The sequence below is a fragment of the Bacteroides faecium genome (assembly GCF_012113595.1).
GTDB lineage: Bacteria > Bacteroidota > Bacteroidia > Bacteroidales > Bacteroidaceae > Bacteroides > Bacteroides faecium.
Map to the genome: position 1 here is coordinate 240,563 of NZ_CP050831.1, position 23,312 is coordinate 263,874.

At 44.1% G+C, this 23,312-nt stretch carries 17 protein-coding genes, 1 pseudogene and 1 riboswitch; of the genes and pseudogenes, 6 read left to right on the plus strand and 12 right to left on the minus strand.

The window, feature by feature from the left end; all coding sequences use genetic code 11:
- Positions 1-6: 6 nt before the first annotated feature.
- From BacF7301_RS00970 to BacF7301_RS00995, 6 genes and pseudogenes are all read right to left on the minus strand, one after another.
- Entirely contained in the window at positions 7-3,309 is a 3,303-nt protein-coding gene (locus BacF7301_RS00970) for an SUMF1/EgtB/PvdO family nonheme iron enzyme (RefSeq protein ID WP_167959570.1), read from the minus strand.
- A gap of 45 nt (positions 3,310-3,354) precedes the next feature.
- A pseudogene (locus tag BacF7301_RS26145) lies at positions 3,355-3,930 on the minus strand (cupin domain-containing protein); the annotation flags it as partial.
- A gap of 30 nt (positions 3,931-3,960) precedes the next feature.
- Positions 3,961-5,055 carry a chorismate transformation FkbO/Hyg5 family protein gene (locus tag BacF7301_RS00980; protein ID WP_167959572.1) on the minus strand — a complete coding sequence of 365 codons (1,095 nt, stop codon included), beginning with the start codon at positions 5,053-5,055 and terminating at the stop codon, positions 3,961-3,963.
- An 11-nt stretch (positions 5,056-5,066) separates the two neighbouring features.
- Positions 5,067-6,824 (minus strand): YncE family protein, encoded by a 1,758-nt coding sequence (locus tag BacF7301_RS00985; protein WP_167959573.1) that lies wholly within the window; start codon positions 6,822-6,824, stop codon positions 5,067-5,069.
- Positions 6,825-6,853: 29 nt separating this feature from the next.
- Complete coding sequence (locus BacF7301_RS00990; protein WP_245208304.1) at positions 6,854-7,654, minus strand: IclR family transcriptional regulator; 801 nt, start codon at positions 7,652-7,654, stop codon at positions 6,854-6,856.
- A gap of 130 nt (positions 7,655-7,784) precedes the next feature.
- Positions 7,785-8,255 (minus strand): Lrp/AsnC family transcriptional regulator, encoded by a 471-nt coding sequence (locus BacF7301_RS00995; protein WP_022139980.1) that lies wholly within the window; start codon positions 8,253-8,255, stop codon positions 7,785-7,787.
- Between the two features lie 176 nt (positions 8,256-8,431).
- On the opposite strand from BacF7301_RS00995, the gene BacF7301_RS01000 reads away from it, so the two are divergent.
- Positions 8,432-9,718: an O-acetylhomoserine aminocarboxypropyltransferase/cysteine synthase family protein gene (locus BacF7301_RS01000; RefSeq protein WP_167959575.1), complete on the plus strand. Its 1,287-nt coding sequence runs from the start codon at positions 8,432-8,434 to the stop codon at positions 9,716-9,718.
- Between the two features lie 74 nt (positions 9,719-9,792).
- Positions 9,793-10,032, plus strand: coding sequence for a hypothetical protein (locus BacF7301_RS01005; protein WP_167959576.1), 240 nt, complete (start codon positions 9,793-9,795; stop codon positions 10,030-10,032).
- 104 nt (positions 10,033-10,136) lie between these two features.
- On the opposite strand, the gene BacF7301_RS01010 is transcribed toward BacF7301_RS01005, so the two are convergent.
- Positions 10,137-11,048, minus strand: a complete 912-nt coding sequence (locus BacF7301_RS01010; RefSeq protein WP_167959577.1) for a mechanosensitive ion channel family protein — start codon at positions 11,046-11,048, stop codon at positions 10,137-10,139.
- Positions 11,049-11,177: 129 nt separating this feature from the next.
- A riboswitch (TPP riboswitch) is annotated at positions 11,178-11,274 on the plus strand.
- On the opposite strand from BacF7301_RS01010, the gene BacF7301_RS01015 reads away from it, so the two are divergent.
- From BacF7301_RS01015 to BacF7301_RS01025, 3 genes are read left to right on the plus strand one after another with little or no spacing between them, the layout of a single operon-like run.
- Entirely contained in the window at positions 11,275-13,560 is a 2,286-nt protein-coding gene (locus BacF7301_RS01015; protein WP_167959578.1) for a TonB-dependent receptor, read from the plus strand.
- Positions 13,561-13,573: 13 nt separating this feature from the next.
- Positions 13,574-14,185: a nicotinamide riboside transporter PnuC gene (gene pnuC / locus BacF7301_RS01020; protein ID WP_167967068.1), complete on the plus strand. Its 612-nt coding sequence runs from the start codon at positions 13,574-13,576 to the stop codon at positions 14,183-14,185.
- Positions 14,182-14,808, plus strand: coding sequence for a thiamine diphosphokinase (locus tag BacF7301_RS01025; protein ID WP_167959579.1), 627 nt, complete (start codon positions 14,182-14,184; stop codon positions 14,806-14,808). The genes pnuC and BacF7301_RS01025 overlap by 4 nt, the downstream gene beginning before the upstream one ends.
- A 173-nt stretch (positions 14,809-14,981) precedes the next feature.
- Here BacF7301_RS01025 and thrC read toward each other — a convergent pair whose 3' ends face one another.
- Genes thrC through thrA form a run of 3 tightly spaced genes read right to left on the minus strand, consistent with a single transcriptional unit; the run spans position 14,982 to position 19,945 of the window.
- Positions 14,982-16,283: a threonine synthase gene (gene thrC / locus BacF7301_RS01030; protein ID WP_167959580.1), complete on the minus strand. Its 1,302-nt coding sequence runs from the start codon at positions 16,281-16,283 to the stop codon at positions 14,982-14,984.
- Between the two features lie 11 nt (positions 16,284-16,294).
- Complete coding sequence (locus tag BacF7301_RS01035; RefSeq protein ID WP_167959581.1) at positions 16,295-17,503, minus strand: cofactor-independent phosphoglycerate mutase; 1,209 nt, start codon at positions 17,501-17,503, stop codon at positions 16,295-16,297.
- Positions 17,504-17,509: 6 nt separating this feature from the next.
- On the minus strand, positions 17,510-19,945 hold the full coding sequence (thrA, locus tag BacF7301_RS01040; protein ID WP_167959582.1) for a bifunctional aspartate kinase/homoserine dehydrogenase I: 2,436 nt from the start codon (positions 19,943-19,945) through the stop codon (positions 17,510-17,512).
- Positions 19,946-20,341: 396 nt separating this feature from the next.
- Here thrA and BacF7301_RS01045 point away from each other — a divergent pair, with 396 nt between their 5' ends.
- Positions 20,342-21,379: an asparaginase gene (locus BacF7301_RS01045; protein ID WP_167959583.1), complete on the plus strand. Its 1,038-nt coding sequence runs from the start codon at positions 20,342-20,344 to the stop codon at positions 21,377-21,379.
- 90 nt (positions 21,380-21,469) lie between these two features.
- On the opposite strand, the gene BacF7301_RS01050 is transcribed toward BacF7301_RS01045, so the two are convergent.
- Together BacF7301_RS01050 and BacF7301_RS01055 are read right to left on the minus strand one after the other, a co-directional pair.
- Entirely contained in the window at positions 21,470-22,120 is a 651-nt protein-coding gene (locus tag BacF7301_RS01050; protein ID WP_167959584.1) for a DUF3226 domain-containing protein, read from the minus strand.
- A 9-nt stretch (positions 22,121-22,129) separates the two neighbouring features.
- Complete coding sequence (locus BacF7301_RS01055; protein ID WP_167959585.1) at positions 22,130-23,239, minus strand: AAA family ATPase; 1,110 nt, start codon at positions 23,237-23,239, stop codon at positions 22,130-22,132.
- Between the last annotated feature and the right edge of the window lie 73 nt (positions 23,240-23,312).

Here is a 23,312-nt window from a genome sequence, read left to right on the forward strand (position 1 = left end):
ACTCACTTAATCTTCAATAATGACACGGAAACCGACATTGAACACGCATTGATAAGGATAGAATCCCTTACGCGAGTAGGCAGTAGAATGTTTCGGACGTTCAATATACGAACCGCCACGAACTACTTTATATTCGGAAACCTTTTTCGAATTCTCTTTATACGGATAGGGTACATAATCCGAACGCGTCCATTCGGCAACATTGCCATGCATGCAGTACAATCCGAATGGGTTGGCTTCATATTTCTTTCCGCCTACCTGTACCAAACTGCCATCATCCACATTCTCAGCCTTTGGAAGGAAGGTATAATACTTATACCAGGATGATTCAGGCGACATCGGTTGCGGGTCGACTCCAATCACAGCAAACTTGTTAGTTGTCACATCGGCCAAATTATCTTTCTTACCGAAATCAGCATTTAAATTACCAAACCAAAAGTCCTGGTCGCTACCACCACGGCAAGCCCATTCCCATTGTGCTTCGGTTGGAAGTGTGATGTTCAGTCCTGTCTTTTGACTCAATATCCTGCAATATTCCATTGCATCATTATAACTTACCCGGATAACAGGCTGTTCCGGTTTATTGGCAGGATAGCCCGGCACTACATGGTCTTTCCATTGCTGGTCTACATAGCGACTGTCATGCTGCGGGAATACAGTGTTATACTGCTGATTGGTCACTTCCAGTTCACCCATCCAAAATGCTTTATCTATCTTCACTTTAGTGGTAGGATAAGCATCCGGCTCACCTTCGTAACTGCCCATAACAAACTCACCGGCGGGAATACGCACAAATGTAATTTGAACACCCGGCGCTATTTCCAATACCTTGACGGTTTCTTTCTCACCGGCTAACAGTTCCTTCACTTTATCCGCAGTAAACGGCCATCCTTTTACCTTCCGTACCTTCTCTTTCACAGGGGTGGTTTTCTCCGGCATTACCGGTTGTATTTCACCTTTATTCTTCAGTTGGCCGGCATAATCCGCTATTTCCTTTTTCCAATCCACTCCGGCTCCACCGGCATATTTATCGGTCAGTTGTTTACGGCGTTCTATTTGATTGTATCCCTGATAAGGGAACGACGTCAGCACATTGGCATTGAAATATCCTTTGTCGGGGGCATTATAATCAATCCAGTTATAAATTTTCCGCCACTCCGCATCCGTCAGTTTCACATTATAATGGCCTTTCTTTAAAAGACGAACCAGTTCACTGGTATTCGGATGATATTCATAAGGATAAAGCACTACCATATCCCCTTCACCACCCTGACGATGTACATACGGATGAAGATTGAGGTAAGATGTTCCATATCCTTTCTTATCCTTCTTGCCGCCACGCAGGTCGAATGCTTTTCCTTCCCCGTTATGACAGGCGATGCAGGCACGGTCCAAAATCGGCTGTACTTCCAGGTCAAAGGTAAACGAACGGGTACCGCCTTCAGGGGGAGTCAAAGCCTGCGGTGCCTTTTGCGAAGCAATCACACGTTTCGGTATGACAATCTGATTCTGGTTTTCATGGCATCCTACACAGGAAACAATCTCTCCCGGTTGTCCGGTCAGCCAACTGCGCATCCACTGTACGGCTACTCCGTCCTTATCCAAAGGCTGGATGGAGACAGGGGTATTGGCAGGAATTTTAAAGATAACCGAACCGTCTTCCTCTACCGGAACAGTTCCCAGCATACGCTTGATATCCCATCCCGACTGGATACCATGCCAGTTATGGTCGGATTGTGTCTGTACATAAGCATATTCATAAGCATGCAAACGAAGTGACTTCACTGTTCCGCGCGGAATCCCCTTCAGACCTTCGCCTTCATAAATGTCCTGTATAAAGACGGTTGCCTGCTTATCATCCAACTTCACCCGGTCGGGGATGGCAGGCGGAGTCACAGTTTTGCGTACGGCTATCGGACTGATATACCCTTCACCGTCCATCTTGTGCAGGCAAGTTACGTTATCGAACTTATCCACCAGATAGATTCCCCATAAATCATTCTTATCCAGTTTTGCAGCGACCAGGAAGTAAGTATCGTTGAGTGGGGAAGGCTTGATAAACTGTGGCCACACGCCATCTACCAACCTGTCTTTCACTTCTTCAACGACAGGCCGGTTACGGTAAGGAATCTCCTGTAACATACCGGCTGCTCCTTTACGCGCTTTAGCCGGGTCGAACAGAATCAGACGACCGGAACGTGCCACTCCGTGATGCCCTGAAATAATACCGACAAAAGCGGAACCATAACCGGGTAAGGGCTGCACGTCAAATGTACTGTTGGGGAACATCGAGCCACTACCGTACAGTGCTTTTTGTTCCGTACCGTCAGGATTCATATTCATTACGATACGGGTGTAGTAGTGGGTGAGGTCTGTGTATTCCCAGCGGGTGTACATCACACGCCCATTATTCATTATCACCGGATTCCAGTTGGCATCCTGGTCGAATGTCAGACGACGCAGATTTTTATTCTGTGGTGTATAGAGCACCATATTCCCTACCGGGTCACTGCCATTGACACAAGGGACTCCCTGATAACCGATATTCGAATTGGCGATGATACGTCCATCCGGGAGATAAGTACCGTCGTAAAACTCCAAATCCGGTTCAGGATTATCAATCAGTTTCTTACAATCGCCACCATTCAGTTTCACTTCAAATACATTCCAGCGGTTATCAGACATGGTTTGGGTAAACATCGCACGTTCCCCGTCCCAATGCAATTTCAAATCAGCGATAGAGGAAGTATTGGCAGGTTTATAAACCGTACGAACCTGCACATTCTTACGCAAATTACTCAATTCAACAATATCTGCGTCAAAGCCTGCACGGCGGGCTGATTCCTGGTTACTCCAGTTATTCGACTGCGTACCAAGTTCGGGAGCCATCGCCCGACGGTCTCTGTTTCCTAATTTATAACGGACGGTCAGAATTTTGTCTCCATCCAGTAACGGATTAGCCAGCAAGATAGTGCGCTTATTGGCTATCGCCTTTTCCGCATTTGCCAAAACAGCCTCATCACCGCTATAGATATTTCCGAATCCTTTCTTCACTTGTTGTTCCAGCTCCGTCAAGACAGGCTGATATTTTACAACGTCGAATCCTTCAAGCTGCTTCATATCCTCATATGCCAGCCGGACGGCTTCCATATTCAGCCATTTCAGTTCGTTCTGTAACATGTGTATACGTTGCGCTTGTTTTTCTTTTGCAGAAATATTTATTCCTGTATTCTTCTGTTGAGCCGCAGCCACAGAAGTCAGTAGAGAAAATACTAAAAACAACACTAATGTGTGATACTTGTTTTTCATGGTGGTTTGTTTCAGTCGAATCTATGCTAATTCGAAATATTCAGTTTATAACGCAGCAGTCGGATGAGTGAAACGCAGTCCGGCATTATCATGGTAGTTGGCCCATTCACAAACAACAGCTCCTTCCGGACCTGCCATCATAAAGTGAAAAGTTTCCATTTCTTTCAAGCGCAAGATATCTCCTACTTCCTGTTTTACACAATTCTTGCTTTTAACAGGTCCATGCGTGGCAGGAACCGCCGGAGCGTCCGGGGTAGTCTCTCCTATCTCAGAGAAGTTGTAAACCCATCCTTTCTCTACCATCCATGATTCATGTTTGGCAGGGAAATCCGTTTTCACATGGGCATGTTCAGGAATCATCTGTCCCGGAAGTAGATAAATGGCATGGGCGAAATAGCCGTATGTCGGGTCGTTTATCCAAAAGATACCGCCCATACCTACATTTTCGAAATCTCCCAAGCCAAAGTCCGTTACCCACATATTCTCAGCCATAAATCCTGTAAAAGGGATGTTATAGTGAACAAACATTTCCTTCATTGCTTCAATAGCAGTCTCTTGCCGGAACACGCCATTCTTATAGAAATCGGCATTGGTGTACTTTTTCAAATTAGTCATCGTTTTTATCTGTTATTATTTATATTAGTATCGTATTTATTCTATCGCTATTCCTTCTATTTCAATCAATAGTTCTTCCCTGCATACGCCGGCTTGCAGATAGGATACGGGAATATTCAGTCCATAACTTTCAAGTCCCCTCCTTGCAAGCTCATAATCCGACTTGTTCTTCAGATAGACACGCAACATCACCAAACGGGCTTCATCTATTAATTGGGCGATATTCTCCATCGTAATCTGCAACTGACGTTCCAGACCGACGCCTTTCAGACTTTCTTCTCCGCGTATAGCGGCTGTTCCTGAAATATAGACCAAACGCCGGTCATGAAAAGTCATGCTCTTGGCACGTTCAAACTTCGGAGTAGTCTTTTTCTGCCGGGCTTCTTCAAGCACTTGTTCAGAATAGGCATGGGCGGCAACCTGCAATTTATTATCAATAGGAGTGGCGAAAGCATCAGACGTATGAAACACCGCCGCATCTGCATCAATCAAAATGCCGCCCAGGTTCATGCCGATTCCCGTAGCGGCAGGATACCCTTTCGACCAGTCGCTTTCCGCATAAAACGCTGTACGCACATTGTTAAATGACTGGTAGTGCTGACCGGCTCCGTCATATCCGGTTATCTGTTCTATATAATTCCATTGGCGAATAATACTGCTGACAGGAAATGACTCCTTATCCAACACACCTCTCAACTGCCGGAAAGCTGCTGCCGACTGTTGTTCTCTGTCCGTACAGGATTCATCCCCTTGAAATCCGCCTGCAAAAAGGAAACGTCCCGATTCATTTTCTACCAATACATAAGAAATGTCCTCATATCGACGATACGAAATCCGTTCGTTCCTATCGGGGCGGTAACTGTGCACTTCCAGTACTAAAGGTGCATCCAGTACCGGTTGTGAGACATAGCTAAGTGCAGGCTCGCAATCTCCGAAAAAACAGCGTGCCTTCATCTTGAAAATCTGACACCAGGCGACATATTCCTCTTCCAAAGCAGGCGTACCAAACAAAACCAGGCGTAATATGCTCTCCTTTTCGGGCAACTGCGATAATAAATCGTCTATCATGGACGAAAAATCATTGGCAGAAGCAACATACAGAGAGTAATGTATTTTATCGCAATAATTCATAAGCCTTCTTCTTACAGGGAATTTACGTATTCGGTCAATTCCTCTATTTCTTTCTTTGAAACCTTTTTGTCAACTCCATGTTTATGGACTTCAAACACTTCCTGCATGGTAGCAGCACGCCCGTCAAACAGATAAGGAGCTGTACGCCAACATTCCACTAACGTAGGAGTATCCCATCCTTTCTCAAATTCTATATCTTCACCAATCCGGTGCATTTTCATATCCGTATAGAAAGGGCCGCTATGACATTCGCCACACTTCAACTTATCAAAGACTTTCCTTCCCGCCTTAGCTTTCTCCGACAGTTCTCCGTTTATCAGATACGGACTGGGAACCGGACGCAAAGACTTCATATAAGCATCTACACATTCCGCCATTTCTTCTTCGGGTTCATAAAACTGGATATAGCGGAAACCTGCCCGCACCGCTATTTCGGCTTTGGCACGAATACCCGAAATCATATTTGGGGGTGTCACATGACTATAAAGCATACTTTTACAATTCTTCGGATTGCCCACCCCGTCATTCATTAAATCCCAGTTCATACCGTCCGTACGACCATCTCCGGGGTGACATCCGTTACAGCTTTGCCATCCTTGATAGCAATGTCCGGCATCATTAAAGTATTTCTCCCCTTTTTGTTCTTTTGTCTCGGTACGTCCTATATTCATGTTAACGGCAGCTACCGACAGCGTATTCACATCCACTATATTTAATATATCGGCAAAGTAGGTGGGAATAATCAGTTTATTATTTGAAATCAGGAAATTGCGCGGTCCGTTGCCCTGCAAAGGAATCCTTTTGCGAAGGCCATAGAGAAAGGTCAAGTCGTAGTCCAAACGACTTTTATCCTCATAACTCATAAATTTATTCAGCATCCGGGAATGGTCGATGACACTGACTTCGTGTGTTCCGCTATGAGTTGCATAGATATATTTCTCATCGCAAGCAATTCCCCATATACCGGCAGCTCCCCGGTCGGGCTCGTCCACCAATACGGCTCCTTCAAACTCCTGCTTTTCTACATTGATGATACTAAAGGCACTTGTATTCATCCATCCCTGCTGCAATTGTGAAGTAGGTACCATAAAACGACCTAAATTATGAGATACATAAATATACTTGCCATCAGGAGTAATACACATATTCTTCAAAGCGTTACTACCATTTGCCAGTTGGATGTCCTTCACCTTGGTGAAGTTCTTCATATCGATTACCGATACACAGGCTGCCACTACATCCAAGTCTGCCCGTTGCGCAGGCAAGAAGTTTGCAACAAACATATATCGTCCATCCTTACTGAATATAGCAGACAGTGGTTCACGCAAGACTTTCACATTTCGCACCACTTTACGCGACACAACATCTATCTCACTCACAGTATTGGCAAATTGATTGCATACATATATATGTTTCTTGTCCGCATCAAATACAGGATGGCAAGCTCCCGAACCGGTAGGAATCACCGCTTCCACTTGTCCCGACTTCAATGACAGCACTTCCAGCCGTCCGGTTTTCCCAAAAGTAGTTACATATGCCATATCCCCATCGAGTAAAAGCCCCGTGGGAGTCTCTTTGAACGGATACGAACGGAGCAGAGTTTTCCCGTCAGCGGCAAAAACATCCAGCCGTTTTGTTCCCTTTTGAGTCATCAATAGTTCTCCTTTTCCATTGACGGCAGTGCCCGTGGTAAAGAAAGGCGGATTTCCGGCCGTTGCCAGAGATATGCCGCAGCCGAGCAAGCAAATTAGTAAAAAGTTCCTTATCATAGTATCTTGTGTTTTTAGGACGTTATCTTTTAAACTCTCCTGTATCCCAGTTCGGATGAAATCTGCCCGGCTATCTCCTTGACAATCTGCACGGTGCTTCGCAACTGTTCTTCCGTCAGACGGTCTTTGGGACCTGAAATCCAAATAGAACCACAGGGGTATCCCGTATAATTGAGGACAGGTGCACCCACGCAAATCACTCCGCTCAATTCTTCTTCGTTATCCAAAGCATATCCCTGCTGATAAACTTTTTCCAGTTCTTCCAGGTAAGCTTCCCGTGAAGTAATCGTACGGGAATTATAACGGGGGAAAGTCATATAAGAAAGATAACGGTTGCGGACGGTTACGGGCAGATAAGCCATGATGGCTTTTCCCGGTGCGGAGCAGTGCAACTCAAAAGGTTTGCCCGGCGACAATACAAAGCAGAACGCATGATGTCCCCGTGCCTGTTCGATAAAAATACCTTTTTCATCTCCCAATACACCGAAACAGGCTGTCTCTTTCACCCTGTCCCTCAAATCACGCAGATGCGGCAGGACTGTTTCCAGCAAATTGTGTTCATTCAGCGCACGGAAACCCAGTGTCAGCAATTTCCGGGTTAACTTATACCGCTTGGCATCTTCACTAAAAGAAAGATAATCCAGACGTACCAATGTATTCAGGATGCGGTAGGCAGTAGTCTGCGATATATCAAGCGCCTGCTTGATTTCCTGCAATGTCTCCCCTTCCGCCCGTGAAGAAAGGTATTCAATCACTGCAATGCCTTTTTCTAAATTAGGCACTTTATAATTATCGTCTGCTTTTTCCAGACTTTGCTCTGTATTTTCCATATTTGGCAACATGTTTTCCATATTTGAAATATCATTCCAGCTTTTGATTAAAAATAGGGATGTTGCTCTTAAATGGAACTACGGATATGCAAAAAGAAGTTAAGTCTGCTGTATAACATAATTTGGGACACTAAATATGTATCCCATATTGATGCTTCACTTCGGCCATCACAAAGGTACTTTCCAACGAACCCAGGCTATCAATCGTGCCTAATACATTCAGAATAAACTCCTGATAATATTTCATATTGGGAGCATGAATCTTCAATAAGTAATCATAGCTACCCGATATGTTATAGCATTCGGTCACTTCGGGAATATCCTGTATGATTCGGGTAAATTCGGCAGCAATATCCCGATTCAGCCGCCTGAGCTTCACACTGCAAAATACCACAAATCCCTGATTCAGCTTTTCCGCATCGAGTACGGCGATATACTTCTTTATATAACCGCCACTTTCGAGACGTTTGAGACGTTCGAATACAGGGGTTGATGACAAACTCACCCGCGCAGCCAGCTCTTTGGTAGTCAGACGGGCATTCTCTTGCAAAGTACGGAGTATTTGCAAATCTACTTTATCCAGTTTCTCTAATGTACTCATAGAATAATATTCTTCTAAAAGGTAAATTTCAGGAATGAAGCAAATCATTCGTTCTACACAACCGTACAAAAATAGCATTATTTTCTATATTTTCATCATATATTGTTTGATAAACCCACGATCCATAACTTTGCAAGAAAATAAAGAAGATTATTAAACCTCAAAAACATACGATTATGGCAACAAAGAATTTACACTTCGAGACTTTACAGGTACATGTAGGACAAGAACAGGCAGACCCGGCAACAGATGCCCGTGCAGTACCTATTTATCAGACTACTTCTTATGTATTCCACAATTCGGCTCACGCTGCCGCACGTTTCGGCCTGCAAGACCCGGGAAATATCTACGGTCGTCTGACTAACTCTACCCAAGGAGTTTTTGAACAGCGCGTAGCTGCCCTTGAAGGTGGAGTAGCGGGTCTGGCTGTCGCTTCCGGTGCTGCCGCTATCACTTATGCATTCGAGAACATCACTCGTGCCGGCGACCATATTGTAGCAGCCAAGACCATCTATGGTGGGAGTTATAATTTACTGGCGCATACCCTGCCCAGCTATGGTATCACAACGACTTTTGTTGACCCCAGCGATTTATCGAACTTTGAAAAAGCTATCCAAGAGAATACGAAAGCGGTATTTATCGAGACATTAGGTAATCCGAATTCTAATATCATTGATATAGAAGCGGTATCCGAAATAGCTCACCGCCACAAAATTCCTTTGATTATAGACAATACATTCGGCACTCCTTATTTAATCCGCCCCATCGAACATGGAGCAGATATCGTAGTACATTCAGCAACGAAATTCATTGGCGGACATGGTTCTTCATTAGGTGGAGTGATTGTTGATTCCGGTAAGTTCGACTGGGTAGCTTCCGGCAAGTTCCCGCAACTCACGGAACCCGACCCTTGCTATCACGGAGTACGCTTTGTAGACGCTGCCGGGCCGGCCGCTTACGCTATCCGTATCCGTGCCATTCTGCTGCGTGATACTGGGGCAACTATCAGCCCATTCAATGCTTTCATCCTGCTGCAAGGACTGGAAACTCTTTCATTGCGTGTAGAACGTCATGTGGAAAACGCCCTGAAAGTAGTGAATTTCTTAAACAATCACCCAAAAGTAAAGAAAGTGAACCACCCGTCATTGGCCAATCATCCCGACCACGCATTGTATCAGCGTTATTTCCCGAATGGCGCCAGTTCCATCTTTACCTTCGAAGTGAAAGGCGGACAGGAAGAGGCACACCGCTTCATTGACAGTCTGGAGATATTCTCATTGCTTGCCAATGTTGCTGACGTTAAGTCACTCGTGATTCATCCGGCAAGTACTACCCATTCACAGCTTAATGCGCAGGAACTTGTCGAGCAAGAAATCTATCCGGGCACTGTCCGCCTGTCCATAGGAACAGAGCATATTGACGATTTGATTGCCGACCTGGAACAGGCACTTGCCAAAATCTAAGATACAGCGGTTTGTGTATGAACTTTCCGTCACTGTGGAACGTTATAACAATATAACATTAAAACATTGCAGTCATGGAAAAATATTTAATACACAGCAACGAACTGCATCTGATAGACGCAGAGAAAATCCATCAGGCCGTAGAAAAGATGGTGGAGTCACTCGACTTAGCCGCCGGTTCTACTACCAATTTTGACCTCTATCAGGTTGTAGAAGACTACTTTAAAAACCTTGAGAAGAGAAGAAAGATTAACCACGTACTGGGAATCAAAGAAGATAGATACGAATTGGTCGAGGACTTCGGCATCAAATAAAAGAAATTCCATTTAATCACACCAGACAAGTTTTTTATAACCAAAAGGAGAGAGTCCCACTTTCAGTGAAGCCCTCTCCTTTTTGGTTATATACTATGCAATAATCAGTTACCCTGATGTACCGTAAGTTGTGGGAATGGGAAATTGATGCCTTTCTCATTAAAGGTTTCATAAATTGCCTTATTAATATCGAAATATACTCCCCAATAATCTCCACTGTTCACCCACACACGAGCTACTACATTTACACTGCTGGCATCCAGCGCATGAAGAGCTATAAACGGTGCAGGTTCGTTCAGGATACGTGAATCAGCCGCCAGTATGTCACGGACAATTTGCTGTACCTTATTATAATCTTCTCCGTAGTCAATGCCGACAATCCATTCTACACGGCGGGTTGTCTGTGTATTGTAGTTCGTCACTACTCCGCTGCTCATTGCACCGTTCGGTATATAAATCACCTTGTTATCTCCCGTAGTCAGAATAGTATGGAAGATTTGAATCTCTTTCACTGTTCCCGAAACTCCCTGGCTTTCAATCCAGTCGCCTACTTTGTAAGGCTTGAATAAGAGTACAATCAGTCCGCCTGCGAAGTTCTGCAAGTTGCCGGACAAAGCCATACCGACAGCGACACCGGCAGAAGCCAAAAGAGCCGCAAACGAAGTCGTTTCAACACCCAGCGCACCGACAACGGAAATAATCAATAGGATAGTCAACAGAATATTTACCAGACTTTTGACGAAAGTCTTGATACTTATATCGACTTTTCTTTTATCCATCAGCCGCACGATGAACCTGTTGAGCATCGAGATAAGGAAACGTCCTACAATGAAAACGATGACCGCAATCAAGATACGTTCGCCGGCACGTATTCCAAAATCTATTAACTGTTGAGTGATAAGCGATAATTTATCTAAGCCGTCGGCATTAGCTATCGCTTCTTCCATTAATTTATCTGCGACCACTTGCGTAGAGTCCGCAACTTGTGTTGCTGTTGCTTGAAATAATAGTAGCATAATTGATATGTTATTTAAATGAATAAACGGTTGTTTTGTTATTTCAACAAACTGCAAAGTTATATTGTTTTTAGTAAATCTAAAAGTTTTTTTTGCTTTCCTCCTACAAAAGCCGTAATTTTGTCACCGATTCACTGGTAGGGGTGCCTTAACATGACGGGCTGAGAACATACCCATAGAATCTGAACCGGGTAATGCCGGCGTAGAGAACTAATTAATAAGCAAGATGAAAAAAATTGGATTGATGGCCGTCGCCTTATTAGGTGCAGGCATCACTGTTTATGCACAGACGAGTGCAAAAGATAGCATGAAAGTTGTAAACCTGCAAGAAGTGCAGGTAGTATCCACCCGTGCCACGGCAAAAACTCCGGTGGCATTTACCAACGTAAAAAGAGAGCAAATCAGTAAACAGAACTTTGGACAGGATATTCCTTTCCTTTTATCTACCACCCCTTCCGTATTGACCACTTCGGACGCGGGAGCAGGCGTAGGATATACCACCATCCGCGTACGCGGAACAGATGCTACCCGCATCAATGTCACCGCCAACGGTATCCCGATGAACGACTCCGAAAGCCACGCCATCTTCTGGGTGAACACTCCCGACTTCGCTTCTTCCCTGGAAGATATGCAGATTCAACGGGGTGCCGGAACGTCTACCAACGGTTCGGGAGCATTCGGTGCCAGCATCAATATGCGTACACAGAGTATCTCTTCCAAGCCTTACGCGGAAGTTTCCGGCTCTTATGGCTCGTTCAATACACATAAGGAAACGGTAAAAGTAGGAACCGGGCTGATTAATAAATACTGGGCATTCGACGCACGCCTCTCTAATATTCAGAGTGACGGTTATCGCGACCGTGCCTCATCGGACTTGAAATCGTATTTCGTACAAGGCGGTTATTTCGGTGAAAACACAACGGTTAAGTTTATTTCCTTCGGTGGAAAAGAAAAGACTTATCATGCCTGGGACGGCATCAGCAAAGAGCAGTTGGAGAACAACCGGACATACAACCCGAACGGAATCATCCTCGATGACAATATAGGAAAAGGAAATCCCATCGGTTTCTATGATGACCAAATGGATAATTACCGCCAGACGCACTATCAACTTTTGCTTAATCACATTTTCTCTCCGACATGGAACCTGAATATTGCTTTCCATTATACCAATGGTTTCGGCTATTATCAGGAATACAAAAACGGACGCAGCCTTGAAGAATATGGATTGAAACCTTTCTATCTCCCTAGTAATAGTGAGCCGCAGAAGAAAACGAATCTTGTCCGCCAAAAGTTAGTGGATAGCGACTTCGGCGGCGGCATCTTCTCATTGAATTATCAGAACGAGAAACTAAACGCTTCTTTCGGTGGTGGTCTGAACCGATACAGTAACGACCACTATGGAAAAGTGATATGGGTGAAAAACTACACTGAACAGCTCGACCCTGAACATGAATATTATCGTAATAAGGGTGGAAAGACAGACGGTAACATTTATCTGAAAGCTAATTATCAGCTAACCGGCGGATTAAGCGCTTATGCCGACCTGCAATATCGCTATATTCATTATACGATTGATGGAGATAATGATAAATGGGACTATACCGCAACTCCTGAACACTTGCAACGATTGGACATCAGAGAGAACTTCAGCTTCTTTAATCCGAAAGCCGGACTTTTTTGGCAAATCAATTCCAACCACAGTGCCTACGCATCTTTTTCTGTGGCACAGAAAGAGCCTACCCGTAATAACTATACGGACGGAATGTTCGACCAATATCCCAAAGCGGAAAAGTTACTGGATTATGAGTTAGGATACACTTATCGCAACGAATGGTTTACGGCAGGTGTCAATTTATATTATATGGACTATACCGACCAATTAGTATTAAACGGGAAAACCAATGATATAGGCGAAGCCATGGCGGAAAACGTGAAAGACAGTTACCGAATGGGAATCGAGTTGGCGTTGGGCGCTAAATTCAACGACTGGTTGCGTTGGGACATCAACGGAACATGGAGTAAAAACCGCATTAAGGATTATGTGGGTTACGTATATGATGAAAGTCTGGTGAATGGGGAAATCGTTGATAATCTATGGACGCAGACTGCGATTAAAGGGGGAAACTCTCCTATCGCCTTCTCTCCTTCTTTTATCGGAAACAGCCTGATAACTCTCGGCAGCAACGGACTGGAAATTTCTCTCCAGTCTCAATATGTCAGCCGCCAGTATCTCGACAACTTCGGCACAAAGGAAAACTCGCTCGATGCCTACTTTGTTAACCATCTCAGTGCGTCGTATTCTTTTAAGACCCGTCACACAAAAGGAATTACCATAGGAGCTACCGTTTACAACCTGTTCGATACAAAATATGAAACGAACGGATACTCGCAAAGCGTTGCCCTTTACGAAAACGGAGATAAGACAAAGGCGTATGTGATAAAGCATGACCCGCGTTTCTACCCGATGGCAGGCACAAATATATTGGCACATATTACTTTCCGTTTTTAAGCAGGTTTGAATGATGGAAATGAATTTCCTTGAAATATTCGGTACGATTGTCGGTTTAGTCTACCTTTGGTTGGAATACCGGGCAAGTATCTATCTTTGGATAGCGGGGATTATCATGCCTGCTATCTATATCTTCGTCTATTACGAAGCGGGATTGTATGCAGATTTCGGTATCAATATCTATTATCTGATTGCCGCCGTCTACGGCTGGTTCTTTTGGATGTGGGGACAACGGAAAGGAAAGCGGAATCAATCTGCCAATGCTGAAACAGGCAATGATAAACCGAAAGCTCTCCCTATCGTGCATACACCGTGGAAATGCTATCTTCCGCTTTTGCTGGTCTTCATCGTTGCCTTTATCGGCATTGCCTGGATACTCATTGAATACACAGACAGCAATGTGCCCTGGCTGGATAGCTTCACCACGGCATTGAGCATTGTCGGCATGTGGATGCTGGCACGTAAATATATCGAGCAATGGTTCGCTTGGATACTTGTAGACATTGTTTGTTGCGGACTTTATATTTATAAAGACCTTTATTTTACCTCTGCCTTATACGGACTTTACTCCATTATAGCTATCTTTGGCTACTTCAAATGGAAAAAATTAATGAGCATACAATGATAAACGAACACTATACGCCCGAAGCCGTGATATTGGCTAACGGTGAATATCCTACTCACCCTCTTCCTTTGCGAATGTTGGAAGAAGCTAAATTCGTAACTTGTTGTGACGGCGCAGCCAATGAATATATCTCCCGTGGACATACACCGGACGTAATTATCGGTGACGGTGACTCCCTTTCACCGGAATATAAAGAACGCTTCTCTCCTATTATACATCAGATAGCCGACCAGGAAACGAATGACCAAACCAAAGCTGTTCACTTTCTGCAGGAGAAAGGATTCCGCAAGATTGCCATCGTCGGTGCTACCGGAAAACGGGAAGACCACACGCTGGGAAATATCAGCCTGCTCATGGAGTATATGAGAGAGGGCATGGAAGTAAGGATAGTTACAGACTACGGTGTATTTATGCCTGTAAACGGTACGCAGACTTTCGAGTCGCATCCCGGACAGCAGATTTCGATTATTAATTTCGGAGCAAAAGAATTAAAGGGGGAAGGATTGGTTTATCCACTTAGCGACTTTACGAATTGGTGGCAAGGAACTCTTAATGAGGCTACAAACAATCGTTTTACCATTCAGTGCACGGGAGAGTATTTAGTATTTCTAACTTCTATGTAAACCGATATTTATTCTCAAGATATTCTCATCACTATGAGAAAAAATTCTCACTGCGATGAGAAAAAATACTCATAGTGATGAGATTTTTTTCTCATTGCGGTGAGAATCATTCTTTCATTGCAATAGACTGACAATACTTCACATTACTCTGTGCAACAGTCTGTTAAGATGGGCTATAGTGAAAGCAAATAGCTCTTGAAATCTGAAAACTCTTTTGTCATCTGAAGGCTCTTCTTCTCACCTTTCATAAATTCCTGTAATTTGGCAGGTATTTCTACCGTTTCACCAATGATACTTTCTACCGTTTCGAGGAACTTGGCAGGATGGGCTGTTTCGAGGAATACACCTGTTTCGCCCGGTTGTAAACCTTCTGCCAATGCACGATAGCCACATGCCCCATGAGGGTCGAGCAGATAATGGTGTTCTTCCCAAGTCTCTTTCACAGTTTCACGGATTTGTTCGTCGGTATAGGTAGTTCCCGAAATCTCGGCGGAGATAGCGGCATGAGAACCTTTATACAAATCGAGTACACGGGCAAAGTTGCTCGGGTCGCCTACGTCCATGGCATTAGCGATGGTTGCGATAGATGGACGCGGGTTGTATTCGCCTGTTTGCAGATATTGGTAGAATATATCGTTACGGTTGTTAGCCGCAATGAAACGTTTCACGGGTAATCCCATTTTCTTACCGAACAGACCGGCAGTGATGTTTCCGAAGTTTCCGCTAGGAACGCAGATTACTACATTATCAGCTTTTCCGGCATGTTTCAACTGGGCATAAGCATAGAAATAATAAAATGCTTGCGGCAGGAAACGGGCAACGTTGATAGAATTGGCGGAAGTCAGGGAAAGATGTTCATTCAGTTCCTTATCCATGAAAGCCGATTTCACCAATGCCTGGCAATCATCAAATGTTCCGTCCACTTCGAGGGCGGTAATATTCTGTCCTAATGTGGTGAATTGCTTTTCCTGTATTTCACTGACTTTTCCTTTCGGATAAAGTACATATACATGAATACCTTCCACACCAAAGAAACCGTTAGCCACCGCACTTCCCGTATCACCGGAAGTGGCTACCAGCACATTGACATTCTTCTGTCCTTCTTTCTTAATGAAGTAACCAAGCAGACGCGCCATAAAACGACCGCCTACGTCTTTGAAAGCTAATGTAGGACCGTGGAAAAGTTCGAGTGAGTAGATATTCTCCGATACTTTCACCAAAGGCACATCGAAACTTAAAGTGTCATACACAATCTGTTTCAACGTATCGGCAGGAACATCCTCACCGAAGAAAGCATCGGCTACACGATAAGCAATCTCCTGGAAGGACAAGCTTTCAATCGAATCGTAAAAATCTTGTGGAAGCGGTTTGATGGACATAGGCATAAACAGCCCTTTATCGGCAGCAAGCCCTTTCACCACTGCTTCTTGCAATGAAGCATTAGGCGCTTGCTTATTTGTACTATAATAAATCATAATCGGATGCGTTATTTCATGAACTCTTTTATAAACTCGTCTTCTTTCAGCAGACCGTAGCTACCGCTACAAGCCGCCACTTCATCATACGTCTGTACTTCGTCCGGTTCGATACCCGGATACCAGATAAGGAACGGGATAGGGTCGGCAGTATGTGTACGAAGTTCGCAAGGAGTAGGATGGTCGGGCAATACGGCTATCGCTACAGGTTCGTCCCAGTCTTTCACAGCTTCATAGATAGGGCCTACGGCACGTTTATCGAGATTCTCGATAGTCAGGAGTTTCAGGTCGACGTCTCCTTCATGTCCCGCCTCATCGCTGGCTTCGATATGCAGATAAACAAAGTCATCCGTTTTCAGGGCTTCCAAGGCGGCAGCTACTTTGTTTTCATAATTTGTATTGTAAAGTCCGGTGGCTCCCTCTACCGCGATACGGCGTAAGCCTGCATAGTAACCGATTCCGTTTATCAAGTCTACAGCCGAGATAACCGCTCCTTTCTTCACTTGCGGGAATGTTTCGGAGAAGGTAGGCATCTGCGGACGGTAACCGGGACTCCAAGGCCAAATGCTGTTTGCAGGGTCTTTGCCTTCGGCCATACGTTTCAGATTCAACGGATGGTCTTTCAGCAATTCCTGTGATTTCAGAATCAGGTCATTAATCAAGTCTGCCGTCTCTTGAGCTTCCGGCACTAATGGTTTCACCATCAACGGACGGAAAGGTTTCAAAGGCACATCGTGCGGCGGGGTGCAGTCCAGTTCCTTGTTTCCCCCTTTGATAACCAACAGATGGCGGTACTGGACTCCCGTATGAAAACGCACGCGGTCGTTGCCCAGTTTCTCTTGCAGGTATTGAATCAATACGTCTGCTTCTTCCGTTGAGATATGTCCCGAAGAGTGATTCTTCAGAATCTCCCCTTCCACGCAAATCAGGTTACAACGCATCGCCATCTCTCCCGGTTGCAGGTCTACACCGATACTCGCTGCTTCCAGCGGTCCGCGGCCTTCGTACACTTTCGGAAGATTATATCCCAATACGGACATATTGGCGACCTCACTACCCGGATGAAAACCTTCGGCTACGGTGTTCAACCGTCCGACACGCCCCATGCGGGCTAATTTATCCATGTAAGGCGTTTTTGCATATTGCAGGAGCGTCTTGTCCCCTAATGACTTCACTGGCCAGTCGGCCATTCCGTCTCCCAATATGATAATATGTTTCATAAGGCATTAAACGTTTGCGATGCTCATAATATCGGCAAATACTCCGGCAGCAGTCACACCGGCACCGGCACCGTATCCCTGAATCATCATCGGATATTCTTTATAACGTTCTGTAGTCAGCAGGATGATATTGTTGCTACCTTCCAAGCCGTAGAACGGATGGTTGGCTCCCACTTCCTGCAGGCCGACAGAGGCTTTCCCATTCTCCAGTTTGGCAACGAAACGCCAGTGTTTATTCTCTTTTTCGAGTACTTGGCGACGGGCTTCAAAGTCAGCATCCAGGCTTGGCACACGTTTCCAGAAGTCATCCAGAGAACCTTCGAAGAAATCGTTCGGAACAAAGAGGTTCTTCTCTACATCTTCCTGTTCGATACGGTATCCGGCTTCGCGTGCCAGAATCACCAGTTTACGGATGACGTCTTTACCGCTAAGGTCGATACGCGGGTCCGGTTCGGAATAACGTTCTTCCTGCGCCATCTTGATGGTACGGCTGAAAGGAATGTCGGCACTAATCTTATTAAAGATGTAGTTCAGTGTACCCGAAAGTACGGCTTCAATCTTCAATATCTTGTCGCCACTATGAATCAAGTCGTTGATTGTATTGATAATCGGAAGTCCCGCACCTACGTTTGTTTCGAACAGGTACTTCACACCACGTTGACGGGCAATCGTTTTCAGGTCGCGGTAGTTCTCATAAGCCGAAGAAGCGGCAATCTTGTTGGCGGCTACCACGGAGATATTGTGCTCCAGCAAATCCTTGTAAAGTGACGCAATATCGGGACTAGCCGTACAGTCTACAAATACGGAGTTGAAGATGTTCATGCCGACTATTTCGTCGCGGATAGTCTGCAAACTGCTGTCCTTACCCTTTTCCTGCAATTCTTCGCGGAAATTGGCAAGGTCGAAACCTTCACGGCTGAACATCGCTTTGGCTGCATCAATGATACCTACCACATGAAGCTTCAGCCCGTTCTCCATCATCAGTTTTTGCTGCTGGCAACGAATCTGTTCTACCAGGCTGCCGCCTACCGTACCGATACCGCAGATAAAAAGGTTCAATACCTGATATTCGGACAGGAAGAAAGAGTCATGGATGACGTTCAGTGATTTGCGCAAGGATTTGGAATCGACTACAAAAGAGATATTTGTTTCCGAAGCTCCCTGTGCACAGGCGATTACGTTGATACCGTTACGTCCCAGTGTACCGAAGAGTTTACCTGCGATGCCCGGTGTATGCTTCATATTCTCACCTACGATAGCAACCGTAGCCAAGTTTCTTTCCGCAAGAATCGGAGAGATTTCCCCCATTTCGATTTCTTTGGCAAACTCTTCGTTCAACACTTCGCAAGCCAAGTCGGCATCGGCATTACGGACACCGATGGAAGTACTGTTTTCTGATGAAGCCTGAGATACGAGGAACACACTGATTCCGTTCTTTGCCAGTGCTTTAAAGATGCGGTAATTGACACCGATTACACCTACCATACCGAGTCCCTGAACAGTAATCAGGCTCGTATCGTTGATGGAAGAAATACCCTTAATCGCTTTGCAGTGCGGATTGGAAACTTCCTGTTTGATGATGGTTCCTACTCCGTCGGGATTAAATGTATTCTTTATTATAATAGGTATATTCTTGTGGCATACCGGATAGATGGTCGGCGGATAAACCACTTTCGCACCGAAGTTACAAAGTTCGGTTGCTTCTACGTAAGTCAGTTCGGCAATCGTGTAGGCCGTCGAGATGACACGCGGGTCGGCGGTCATAAAGCCGTCTACGTCCGTCCATATCTCCAGGCTATTAGCGTCGAGTGCTGCGGCAATAATGGCAGCCGTATAGTCGGAACCGCCACGACCGAGGTTCGTTACATCTCCCGACATCTTGTCAGAAGAGATGAATCCGGGCACTAATGCCACTTTCGGAAGTGCCCCAAAAGCCTCTTTCACCAGCTTATGAGTCAGTTCCGCATCCAGCGTATGTTTATTATGTTTCTTTTCTGTCTTGATAAAAGTGCGCGAATCGAACCATTCCGCCCCCTCAATCAGTTCGGCAACGATAATGGATGAGAGACGCTCTCCATAGCTGACGATTGTATCCGATGTCTTCGGTGAAAGGTCTTTAATCAAGTAGATTCCCTGAAAAATGTCTTTCAGCTCGTTCAGCAGTTCGCCAATCTGACGTTGCAACGAAGTTTGTTTTTCTCCGGCAGGAATCACTTCCTTAATCATTTCCACATGGCGGTAAACGATTTCGCGGAACTCGCCTTCATAGGCCGAATCTCCCACTGCCGCCATCTTCGATGTGTTTATCAATTTGTCAGTGATGCCCCCCAATGCGGAAACAACTACAATTACCGGCTCGTCGGCCGACTCTACGATTCTCTTTACGCTTAAAATGCTGTTCACGGAACCTACGGACGTTCCGCCGAATTTCATTACTTTCATGAAGATACTTATTTAAATGCAATGCCCTGTGTATAATTTTACAGAACGATTGGTTGTTTACGAATAAAATTGAATTTGAATTTTGCCTGTTTATACAGGCGTGAATCACGTAGATACACAAAACTATCCATCAACCCCTAAGGGTCATGGTACACATCGATGTGACTGTATGTGGATAGTACTTCATCATAGTCCTGTTTCTACTCTTGTTTTTGATAAGTGTCGCAAAAGTAATAATAAAAACGTTCAATCTATCACTTTTTCCCGTTTTTTTCTGATAAAAAGAATATTCCTCATTCTTTCCGCCTTGTAATTCCTCTTCACTTTTATGACATTTTGCTATCAATATATCATTTATATTATTATATTTGCGAAAACGAATGCAGAAATCAGCTTATGAGCCCATTAAATACTTCCGTATTGTTAATATACACCGGTGGAACAATCGGAATGATTGAGAACACCGTGACAGGCGCATTGGAGAGTTTCAATTTCGAACAACTCCAAAAGCATGTCCCCGAATTGCAAAAATTCAATTTCCCGATTGATACGTATCAGTTCGACCCGCCTATGGACTCTTCGGACATGGAACCGGATATGTGGCGGAAGCTGGTTCACATCATCCATGAGAATTATGACCGTTATCAGGGCTTTGTCATTCTGCATGGTACGGACACGATGGCATACACTGCTTCCGCACTTAGCTTTATGCTGGAAGGACTGGACAAGCCTGTTATTCTTACGGGGTCCCAACTTCCTATCGGGGTACTTCGCACGGATGGAAAGGAAAATCTGATGACGAGTATAGAGATTGCCATCGCTCAGAATAAAGAAGGAAAAGCGCTCGTTCCGGAAGTCTGCATTTTCTTTGAGAATCATTTGATGCGGGGCAACCGCACGACAAAGATGAATGCCGAAAACTTCAATGCTTTTCGCTCATTCAATTATCCGGTACTGGCGGAAGCGGGGATTCATATTAAATATAATAATGTACAGATTCATGTGAACGGGGAAGAACGGGAACTAAAACCTCATTATTTATTGGATACGAACGTGGTGGTATTGAAGCTATTCCCTGGAATTCAGGAGAATGTGGTAGCCGCTACTTTAGATATAGAAGGACTGAAAGCCGTTATACTCGAAACGTACGGTTCGGGCAATGCTCCCCGGAAAGAATGGTTTATCCGACGGCTTTGCCAAGCTAGCGCACGTGGGATTGTGATTGTCAATGTGACACAATGCAGCGCAGGGATGGTGGAGATGGAACGTTACGAAACGGGATACCAGTTGTTGCAGGCAGGCGTTGTCTCCGGTTATGACAGTACGACCGAGTCGGCTGTCACTAAATTAATGTTCTTGTTGGGACACGGATATACGTCGGATGAGGTGCGCGACCGGATGAACCGGTCGATGGCGGGAGAGATTACTCTGTAAATCCCCTTATTTGTTTTATGCAGTGAACAGATTTTCTATGAATTTGTTTTGTACGTTGAACAAATTATGTCTGTATATATAATGTATAAACTAGGAAAACAACGATTTCAACCAGGTCACAAACAGAACAGCCTGTTCAGAATCAGCTCTCAGGTAACTTTTGGCAATCGCATTTCCCATAGTAACGCCCGGCTCTTCTTGCCAAGCTAAAAACGTGTGAATACGAGCTTTTGCCTTATGAACTGATTTATATTTACTTACCCCTTTTTCTTCTATTATTCTCAAAGTAGCATTGACTTCATCCAACAAATCCTTATCATTGACAGCCAACATAGCTAGAAAATCTTCCAACATTCCGTTTAATTGATTGTCAGGCATCACCCAAACTCCAATTTTCGTATCTTCCGAATCATTCGGTGAAAGAACTAACCCATCACCCGGAAGTACATCCGGCACATTATATTTCCCGCTTTCATTCAATATTTGAGAGATTCTTTGCCAACGCCCGGCTATATTTGAGTCAGCATCAATCACAAGTCCTAATATCCGATTGTCGGCAACCTGTTTTTCTATTAAAATTCGAAATAATTCTATCGCTTTCTCGACTGAACCACATGGTTTGATAAATACATTATCCTCCAAATGATTCAATTCTCTTAACCGTGCTATTACGAACAAATCATCCGGACCTTCCACCAATAACTTGAATGTATAGTCTTCTTCTCTTCGCCTGTCAGTCATTTTGTCGTTTTATCTGATTTCAATATTCTGTTCCAATACCAAATCTAAGTCTTCATTATTGTCATAAGTCACAGCCACGACTTTATCTTTACGCCGTTCCAAACGAATAAAAGCTCCATCATTCTTTGTATTTTCTGCAGCAAAAGCACGAATCGTATCACGACTATGGGTTGTTACAAAGACCTGTACATTGAGTGAAGCAGATAAGCTAAAAATCACCTTCCACAATTTTTGCTGAATCGAATAATGCAGTCCATTCTCAAATTCATCAATCAACAAAACTCCATCTTTAGCATTCAACATGGCGAGAATGATTGTCAAAATACGATTTATCCCATCTCCCATAGAACTCAACCTACGAGGTTTTGACTCGCCTTCAAAAACAACATACGGTACACGATCATCCGCATTCACATTCCGTTCTCGCGTGAATCGACTTTTCCGTCTGTCATCTTTCAAAAAATTCAAATCAGCAATATCGGATTCTATTATTCGCAGAGCTTTTACAACCTCTTTTTGCAAAGGAGTAAGAGCTAATTTATCAAATAAAGAAGGATTATTAATTGTATTAAGATCTCCCATCCGAACATATTGTACCTTTTGCAATAGCTCTGTTTGCAAACGAGGAGCCACCCCATTAAATGTATAAAGTATCTTTTGTCCGAAGGAAGTGGCAATCTCTAACCCTAAACCTATATTATCATAATAATTTTTAGGATTATAATTTTCAATAACTGCACGTATTACTCCCTCATAACCATTTTCCACTACCCGTGTTTCGGTATAATACACAAATCTAATTTCTACCTTCTGTTTCATATCCGATAATATGATAGGTAGTTCTAACTTATGTTCATCATCATAATTAGGAAGGAAAGACAAAAAACTATCCATTTCTTTTTGCAAATGATTCTCCACATATTCATCTGCTGCTTCACCACGGAACTCCAACAATCGTTTCATCCATTCAAGACTACCACCAGATTGATGAATAGAAATAGCCTCTAACAATGAAGATTTGCCTACATTATTTTCACCAGCTATCAAATTCACACGTCCCAATTTACTAATCTGTAAATCTTCCAAGTTCTTATAATTCTTTATATGCAAACTATTCATATTGAACGGTATTTTGTGGATTATCACAACAAAGATAGTTATTATTGTGATTTGCTTTACATAATTGAATTAA